The organism is Streptomyces anatolicus (assembly GCF_019400875.1).
Taxonomy (GTDB): Bacteria; Actinomycetota; Actinomycetes; order Streptomycetales; family Streptomycetaceae; genus Streptomyces; species Streptomyces anatolicus.
Window position 1 is genome coordinate 1 of sequence record NZ_WMBF01000280.1, and the last position, 8,318, is coordinate 8,318.

An 8,318-nucleotide genomic window follows, 5' to 3' on the forward strand; every position below is an offset into this window, starting at 1 on the left:
CCATAGCGGTCGATCACGCCGCCCACCGTGACCGGGCCGATCACCTGGCCCAGGTTACTGCCCATCATCACCAGGCCGACGGCCGAGGCCGTCAGCGCCGGCCGGGGGGCCACCAGCGGCGCGGTGCCCAGCAGCGTGGCCGGGATCAACCCGCCCACCGCCGAAAACAGCACGCACAGGAGAAAGGTCGGCATCGCCGGAAACACCGATCGGAAGATCAGCAGCGCCACCACGCCCATCGCCGCGCTGGCGCAGGCGATCAAGGTAGACCGCCGCCAGCCGCGCGACAGCAGCACGCCCGCCCCCAGGTTGCCGATGATGTTGGCGGCGCTGGCCGCCGCGCTGTACAGCCCGGCGGTGGCCAGCGGCAGGCACCGCTCGTAGAGCACGCCGCGCACGGCGGCGACCAGGGGTTCGGCGGTGGCGAGTACGCCGCCGAGCGCCACGGCCTGCGGGTTGAAGAAGTTGACGACGACGGACAGGACAGTGCCGATGTGCCGGCCGGCGGTGCGGACGAGGGTGGTGGCCTGCGGGTCGCCGTCCGCGACCAGGCGCAGCAGGTCGCTGGTGTCGGCGACCTCGACGCCTTGGAGGGCGAGTTCCCGGATGAGGGCGGCGCCGCTCGCGACGGTCTCCAGGCAGCCGATGTTGCCGCAGCTGCACGGGCGGTCCCCCGCGGCGTCGACGCGGACGTGGCTGATGTCGCCCGCGCTGCCGTTGGCCCCGTCGTGCGGGCGCCCCGCGGAGATGATGCCGCTGCCGATGCCGCGCCCGGCCTTGACGACGACGAGGTGGTCGAGCCCGGGGCGTGCGACGCGGTGCTCGCCGACCGCCATCATCGTCGCGTCGTTCTCGACGGTGACGGGGACGCCGAGCCGCTCGGCGAGGACGTCCCGGAGCGGGTAGCGGTGCCAGCCGGGCATCCGGGACGGGCTCAGGACGCGGCCTGTGGCGGGCTGCACCGGGCCGGGAAAGGCGACGCCCAAAGTGCGTACGGTACGGCCCTCCTGGTACTGGCGGGCGACGAGCCGGTCGACCTGGCCGCAGAGCCAGTCGACGGCGGACTCGGGGCCGGCGGTGATGTCGTGCGGCAGGTCGACGGCGTCCGAGACGGTGCCGCCGATGTCGACCACGCCGAGCCGCGCGTGGTGGCTGCCGAGGTCGGCGGCGACCGCGACGCCGCCGTGCGCGGCGACCCGCAGGAGCCTCGGCCTGCGCCCGCCGCGCGAGGCCCCTTCGCCGGACTCGCTGAGGAGCCCCGCGTCGACCAGTTCCTGCACGCGCAGGGAGACCGTCGAGGGGGCGAGGCCCAACTCGCGTACGAGATCGGCACGGGAGGTGGCCGCCCCCGAGGAGACCAGGTGGACGATGTGCTGTGCCGAGCCCGGTTCGCCGAGTGGTGTTCCGGCCATGCCGCCCCCAGTTGCTTGGTTGTTGCTTCGATCTGTTCATTCGACAGCCAGGCGAACACTAGGACCCATCGAACCAAGTACGCCACCCACAGCGGGTTTTGCGCTTCTCGTCGAATGAACCTATTGACTTGCTTTTCGCGTTCGCCCTAGCGTTCGGGCGCCGCCCCGTCGTTCTCCGGCCCGGGGGCAGGCCCGTCCCCCTTGGAGGCCCATCGCCATGCGTCTACTCAGCTCCGCGGCGGCAGCCCTGCTCGCCCTCACGGCGGTGACCGGCTGCACCCGCGAGGGCGGCCGCATCGACATGGGACCCACCGGCGGCACTCCCGTCGAGGGCGGCACGGTGACGATGGCGCTGCCTCCGGCTTCCACCCCCAACTGGATCTTCCCGATCGGCGCCCCCGGCTACGGCGGCTCGTACAACAGCGGCATCTACTCCCTCCTGTTCACGCCGGTGTACGACGCGGTGCAGGAGAAGGGAAAGGCCGAGTTGACCTCGCACGGGCCGGGAACGCTGGGCCTTGAGCCGACGTACGGCGACGGCAACAAGACGGTGACGGTGCCGCTGCGCGAGGGCGTGAAGTGGTCCGACGGGAAGCCGGTCACCGCCCGCGACCTGGAGTTCTGGTTCCGCCTCGTCAAGGCCAACAAGGCCGAGTGGGCGGGCTATTCGGTCGGCACGATGCCCGACAACGTCAAGCGGTTCGAGACGCTCGACGACCACACCGTGCGGCTGCACCTCTCGCGCGCCTACAACCCCGACTGGTTCACCGCCAACCAGCTCACCCTGCTGCGGGCCCTGCCCCAGCACGCCTGGGACGCGAAGACCGACGGCGGCCCGATCGGCGACTGGGACCGCACGGCCGAAGGCGCCAAGGTGGTCTTCGCCCGGCTGATGAGACACGCGAAGAGCCTCGGCTCGTACGACTCCGACCCGCTGTGGAAGACCGTCAACGGACCCTGGAAGCTCGCCGGTTGGCGGGACAGCGGTCAGGTGACGATCGTGCCGAACGAGAAGTACACCGGGCCGAAGTCGGAGCGCCCGCACCTCGACAAGGTGGTCTTCAAGCCGTTCACGACGGCCGACTCCGAGTACAACGTGCTGCGTTCGGGCGGCGTCGACTACGGCTACATCCCGCCCTCGGTGATGGCGCAGAAGGAGAAGTTCGAGGGCAGGGGCTACCGCGTCGACCCGTGGGAGGGCTGGGCGGCGACGTACATCGTCTACAACTTCAACTCCACGCACGCCGGGCCGATGATGGACCAGCTCTACATCAGGCAGGCCATGCAGCACCTCGTCGACCAGGAGGCGATGAGCGACGTCATCTGGCAGGGCAGCGCGACCCCGACGCTCGGCCCGGTGCCGGCGGCACCGAAGAGCCAGTACCTGTCGGAGGCGATGGAGAAGAACCGTTACCCGTACGACGTGGCGAAGGCCCGGCGCCTCCTGGCCGCGCACGGCTGGCGCACCGAGGACGGCACGGCCCGCTGCGTACGCCCCGGAACGGGCGAGGACCAGTGCGGCAAGGGCATCGAGCGGGGCGCGGCGCTGGAGCTGACCCTGCTCTCCCAGTCCGGCTCGACCGAGACGACGAACATGATGCAGGAGCTGAAGTCGTCGCTCTCCAAGGCCGGCATCGACCTGACCGTGCGCCAGCAGCCGCTGAACTCGGTCCTCGGCAGCTCCATCCCGTGCCGGGCGAAGGACCCCGGCTGCGACTGGGACATGTCCTTCTTCGGGACGGCCGGCAGCTGGTACTACCCGCTCAACCCCAGCGGCGAGCAGCTCTTCTCGACCGGCGCCTCCGCCAACTTCGGCAACTACAGCGACAAGAGGGCCGACCGGATCATCCGGGCCGTCCAGTACTCCCCCGACATGAAGGCCGTGCACGAGTACGGCGAGTACCTCGCGGAGCAGCTGCCGGTGATGTGGATGCCCAACCCGGCGTACCAGGTCTCGGTGATCCGCAACGACCTGCGCGGCGTCTCACAGAACCCGACCATCAGCTTCGCGCCCCAGCACTGGTACTACGTCAAGAAGCACGGCGAGCGGAAGGGTGCCGAGAAGTGAGCGGCAGCAGCAGCCCCAGCGGCTTCACGGCCCCCGCCGGACCCAGCAGCCCATCCGGGCGCAGGAACCCCGCCGGATTCAGGAGTCCCGCCGGTTTCCGTGGCCTTACCGGCTTCCCCGGCTTTCTGGTCAAGCGCCTCCTCCAGGCGGTCGTCGTCCTCTTCCTGGTGTCGGTCATCGTCTTCGTCCTTCTGCACCTGCTGCCCGGCGGCCCCGCGCGCGCCATCCTCGGCCCGAAGGGCACCCCGCAGCAGATCGAGCACTTCAACCACCAGCAGGGGTACGACCGTTCCCTGCCGACGCAGTACGCCATGTACCTGAAGCGGCTGCTCACGGGTGACCTCGGCGAGTCCTTCAAGCTCAACTCGCCCGTCCTCGACCTCCTGAAGCAGCGCCTGCCGAAGACCCTGCTCCTGACTCTCCTTTCCACCGCCCTCGCGGTGGTCATCGCGGTCCCGCTCGGCCTGCTCCAGGCGGTGCGGCGCGGCAAGGCGTCGGACTACGCGCTGACGGGGCTCGCCTTCCTGGCGTACGCGACGCCGGTGTTCTTCCTCGGCCTCATCATGATCATGCTGTTCGCGCAGGTCATGCCCCTCTTCCCGGCGGAGGCGCCGCAGGGCGAGACGGTCGGTGAACTCCTCGGCGACTTCACGGGGTTGGTGCTGCCCGTGGTCACGATGGCCTTCGGGATCATCGCGATGTTCAGCCGCTATATGCGCTCGGCGGTGCTCGACAACCTCACCGAGGACTACGTCCGCACCGCGATGGCCAAGGGCCAGTCGAGCCGCCGGATCATGGTCAGGCATGTGCTGCGCAACGCGCTGATCCCCCTCGCGACGCTCCTCGGCCTCTATCTCCCGACCCTCTTCAGCGGCGCCCTCGTCGTCGAGTCGATGTTCAACTACCCGGGCATGGGGCTGCTGTTCTGGAACGCGGCGCAGGGCTCCGACTTCCCCGTCCTGCTCGGCGTGACGCTCGTCGTCGGCGTCGCCACCGTCGTCGGCTCACTGCTCACCGACGTCCTGTACGCCGTCCTCGACCCCCGGATACGGAGCGTGGCATGAGTACCACGGCAGCCCCTGTCACCGCCCCCGGCCAGGAGGAAGCGGCACTGGCCACGCCCTCGCTCGCCCGCCGCACCCTGCGGGTCTTCACCGGCAACAAGCTCGCCCTCACCGGCGTGGTGGTGCTCGCCCTGCTGCTCGCGTTCAGCTATCTCGGCCCGCTCCTCCACCCCACCGAGCAGATCCACACCGACCTCTCCCAGGCGAACCTGCCGCCCGGCAGCCCGGGCCATCTCCTCGGCACCACCGACCTCGGCTACGACATGATCGGCCGGCTGATGGTCGCCGGGCGCACCTCGCTCGAGATCGGCCTCGCGGCGGGGCTGCTGGCGACGCTCTTCGGCACGGTCTACGGCGCGATCGCCGGGTATTTCGGCGGCTGGGCCGACGCCACGATGATGCGGATCACCGACGCGGCGCTGGCCATCCCTGCGATGTTCCTGCTCGTCGTCGTCGCCGCGATCGTCACGCCGAGCAAAAGCGTCCTCATCATGATCATCGCGGCGGTCGCGTGGCTCTCCCCCGCCCGCCTGGTGCGCGGCGAGGCCCTGGCGCTGCGCGACCGCGAGTACGTCCAGGCCATGCGGATGATGGGCGGCGGCGGGGCGCGGGCCGTCTTCAAGCACATCGTGCCGAACGCCATCGGCACGGTCATCGTCAACTGCACGTTCCAGATCGCCGACGCGATCCTCTACGTCAGCTACCTCGCCTTCCTCGGTCTGAGCATCCCGCCGCCCTCGGCCGACTGGGGCTCGATGCTCTCCGCCGGCATCACCTACACCCAGAACGGCTACTGGTGGCTGATCTTCCCGCCGGGCATCGCGATCGTGCTGGTCGTCGCCGCGTTCAACTTCATCGGCGACGGGCTGCGGGACGCGTTCGAAGTGCGGCTGCGGAAGTGACAGGGCGAAGGAACAGGGAGAGCAGACAGATGACCGAGCCACTCCTCACCCTCGACGGCCTGCGCGTCGACATCGTCTCGCGCGAACGCACCGTCCACGCCCTCGACGGCGTCTGCCTCACCCTCGCCCCCGGCGAGGCCCTTGGCATCGTCGGCGAGTCCGGCTGCGGCAAGACCATGACGGCGCTCAGCGTCCTCGGCCTGCTGCCGCCGGGCGGCGAGATCACCGGCGGACGCGTCCTGTTCGACGGCCGTGACCTCGCCGCCGCTCCCGCGCCCGTCCTCCAGGGCGTACGAGGGGACGCCATCGGCATGGTCTTCCAGGACCCGCTCACCTCCCTCAACCCCACGATGACCATCGGCGCGCAGGTGGCCGAGCCGCTGCTCCTGCACCGCCCGGGCATCGGCAGGAAGGAGGCGTGGACGCGGGCCGAGGAGATGCTGCGCCTGGTCGGCATGGCCCAGCCCGCCGAGCGCATGAAGGGCTACCCGCACCAGCTGTCGGGCGGCATGCGCCAGCGCGTGGCGATCGCCATGGCCCTGGTCTGCGAGCCGAAGCTGCTCATCGCGGACGAGCCGACGACCGCGCTCGACGTGACGACGCAGCACCAGATCCTGGAACTCGTCGACGACCTGCGCGGCCGCCTCGGCATGGCGTTGATCCTGGTCACCCACGACCTGGGCGTCATCGCCAACCGCGTGGACCGGGTCGCGGTGATGTACGCGGGCAAGGTCGCCGAGGAGTCGGACGTACGCGACTTGTTCGCGCGCCCGCGCCACCGCTACACCGAGGCACTGTTCGCCGCGCTGCCCGAGCGGGCGGCCGGCCGCGGCACCGAGCTGCACGCCATCCCGGGCCGGCCGCCGAACCTCGCGGCGCGCCCCACCGGCTGCCGTTTCGCGCCGCGCTGCACCTTCGCCACCGAGGAGTGCCGCGCCGAGGAGCCGCCGCTCGCCGATGACGAGGTGCGGGGCGCGGCGCACCGGTTCGCGTGCTTCCACCCCGTACCGGACGAGGCCGTCTCGCAGGACGAGGTCGTGGTCCCGCCGCCCGTCGCGCCCGCCGCCGCTCCGGGGGGCGTCTTCCTCGAACTCGACTCCCTGGTCAAGGAGTTCCCGCTCAAGGGCGGCCCGTTCTCGCGTGGCCGGGGCACGGTCAGCGCGGTCGGCGGGGTCTCGCTCACGATCCGCGAGGGCGAGACGTACGGCATGGTCGGCGAGTCCGGCTGCGGCAAGACCACGCTCGGGCGGATCGTCGCGGGCCTGGAGGCGCCGACCGCCGGTGCGGTGCGCTTCGGGGGCGTCGATCCGTCGCGGATGTCGCGGGCCGAGCGGCGCGCGCACCGGCGCCGCGTCCAGCTGATGTTCCAGGACTCCACGGCCGCGATGGATCCGCGCATGCGGGTCGGCGAGATTTTGCGCGAGCCGCTGGTCATCCAGGGCGTGGGCAGCCGCGCCGAGCAGGAGGCGCGGGTCGCCGGACTCCTCGACGCCGTCGGCCTGCCGCGCGGCGCGGTGCACCGCTACCCGCACGAGTTCTCCGGCGGCCAGCGCCAACGCCTCGGTCTGGCGCGGGCGTTGACCCTCTCGCCCGACCTGGTGGTCGCCGACGAGCCGGTCTCCGCGCTCGACGTGTCCGTGCAGGCACAGATCCTGAACCTGATGCGGCAGCTCCAGCGCGAGCGCGGCCTGACCTATCTGTTCATCTCGCACGACCTGGCCGTCGTACGCCATCTGGCGGACACGGTCGGCGTGATGTACCTCGGCAAACTGGTGGAGTCGGGCCCTGCCGCACAGGTGTACGCGCATCCTCTGCACCCCTACACACGCGGCCTGCTCGACACGGTCAACCTGCCCGACCCGCAGGCCGCGACCGCCGTGGAACCGGCACCCCTGGAGGGCGAGACCCCGTCCGCGGCGAAGCCCCCTTCGGGTTGCCGCTTCCGCACCCGCTGCCCTCTCGCCCAGGAGGTGTGCGCGACGGACGAGCCTCCCGTGACCACGCCGAACGGCCCGGCCCACCAGGTGGCATGCCACTTCCCGCTGACCGCGCCTCGGCTAGCGTCGGCGGTGTGAGACTCCCCGATGTCCTTTCGCGGCGCCCGGTCGTCCTGGACGGCGGCCTCGCCCACCAGCTGGAGAGCGCAGGGCACGACCTGAGCGACGCCCTGTGGTCGTCGCGGCTGCTCGCCGACGACCCCGCGGCGATCGAGGCGGCCCACCGCGCCTACTACGAGGCGGGCGCCGAGGTCGCCATCACCGCGAGCTACCAGGCGACGTACGAAGGTTTCGCGCGGCGCGGCATCGACACGCGCCGCACCGCCGAACTCCTGCGCCTGAGCGTGGAGCTGGCGCGGCGCGCCGGGGCCGGGCTCGGCCGCGAGGTGTGGGTGGCCGCGTCGGCGGGCCCTTATGGCGCGATGCTCGCCGACGGCTCCGAGTACCGGGGGCGGTACGGCCTCACGGTCGACGAGCTGGAGCGCTTCCACCGGCCCCGCCTGGAGACCCTCGCCGCGGCCCAGCCGGACGTCCTCGCCCTGGAGACGGTCCCCGACGCCGACGAGGCGCGGGCGCTGCTGCGCGCGGTGCGCGGGCTCGGGGTGCCCGCCTGGCTGTCGTACAGCGTCGCGGGCGGCCGCACGCGCGCGGGCCAGCCCCTCGACGAGGCCTTCGCGCTCGCCGCCGACGTGGACGAGGTGGTCGCGGTCGGCGTGAACTGCTGCGATCCGCGCGAGGCCGGCGCGGCCGTCTCGCTGGCCGCGCGGGTCACCGGCAAGCCCGCGGTCGTCTATCCGAACAGCGGGGAGGAGTGGGACGCCGGTGCCCGCTCCTGGCGCGGCCCCTCGCGGTTCGCGGCCGGTCGGGTGGAGGAG

The 8,318-nt window shown here is 71.6% G+C and carries 6 protein-coding genes; 5 read left to right on the forward strand and 1 reads right to left on the reverse strand.

The window, feature by feature from the left end; genetic code table 11:
• Positions 1–1,412 (reverse strand): ROK family protein (locus GKQ77_RS22035; protein ID WP_258021734.1); only part of this gene is annotated, 1,412 nt, incomplete at its 3' end.
• A gap of 217 nt (positions 1,413–1,629) precedes the next feature.
• On the opposite strand from GKQ77_RS22035, the gene GKQ77_RS22040 reads away from it, so the two are divergent.
• From GKQ77_RS22040 to mmuM, 5 genes are all read left to right on the forward strand, one after another.
• Positions 1,630–3,480 carry a peptide ABC transporter substrate-binding protein gene (locus tag GKQ77_RS22040; RefSeq protein ID WP_219690659.1) on the forward strand — a complete coding sequence of 617 codons (1,851 nt, stop codon included), beginning with the start codon at positions 1,630–1,632 and terminating at the stop codon, positions 3,478–3,480.
• A gap of 125 nt (positions 3,481–3,605) precedes the next feature.
• Positions 3,606–4,544, forward strand: a complete 939-nt coding sequence (locus tag GKQ77_RS22045; RefSeq protein WP_219690663.1) for an ABC transporter permease — start codon at positions 3,606–3,608, stop codon at positions 4,542–4,544.
• On the forward strand, positions 4,541–5,446 hold the full coding sequence (locus tag GKQ77_RS22050; RefSeq protein ID WP_219690660.1) for an ABC transporter permease: 906 nt from the start codon (positions 4,541–4,543) through the stop codon (positions 5,444–5,446). The genes GKQ77_RS22045 and GKQ77_RS22050 overlap by 4 nt, the downstream gene beginning before the upstream one ends.
• Before the next feature lie 29 nt (positions 5,447–5,475).
• Positions 5,476–7,521, forward strand: a complete 2,046-nt coding sequence (locus GKQ77_RS22055) for a dipeptide ABC transporter ATP-binding protein (protein WP_219690661.1) — start codon at positions 5,476–5,478, stop codon at positions 7,519–7,521.
• Positions 7,476–8,318: homocysteine S-methyltransferase (gene mmuM, locus GKQ77_RS22060; protein ID WP_219690662.1), on the forward strand; the 843-nt coding region annotated here is incomplete at its 3' end. The genes GKQ77_RS22055 and mmuM, both read left to right, overlap by 46 nt.

Coding starts and splice junctions, on each gene's coding strand:
- GKQ77_RS22040 (WP_219690659.1), top strand. CDS start 1,630: ATGCGTCTACTCAGCTCCGCGGCGGCAGCCCTGCTCGCCCTCACGGCG.
- GKQ77_RS22050 (WP_219690660.1), top strand. CDS start 4,541: ATGAGTACCACGGCAGCCCCTGTCACCGCCCCCGGCCAGGAGGAAGCG.
- GKQ77_RS22055 (WP_219690661.1), top strand. CDS start 5,476: ATGACCGAGCCACTCCTCACCCTCGACGGCCTGCGCGTCGACATCGTC.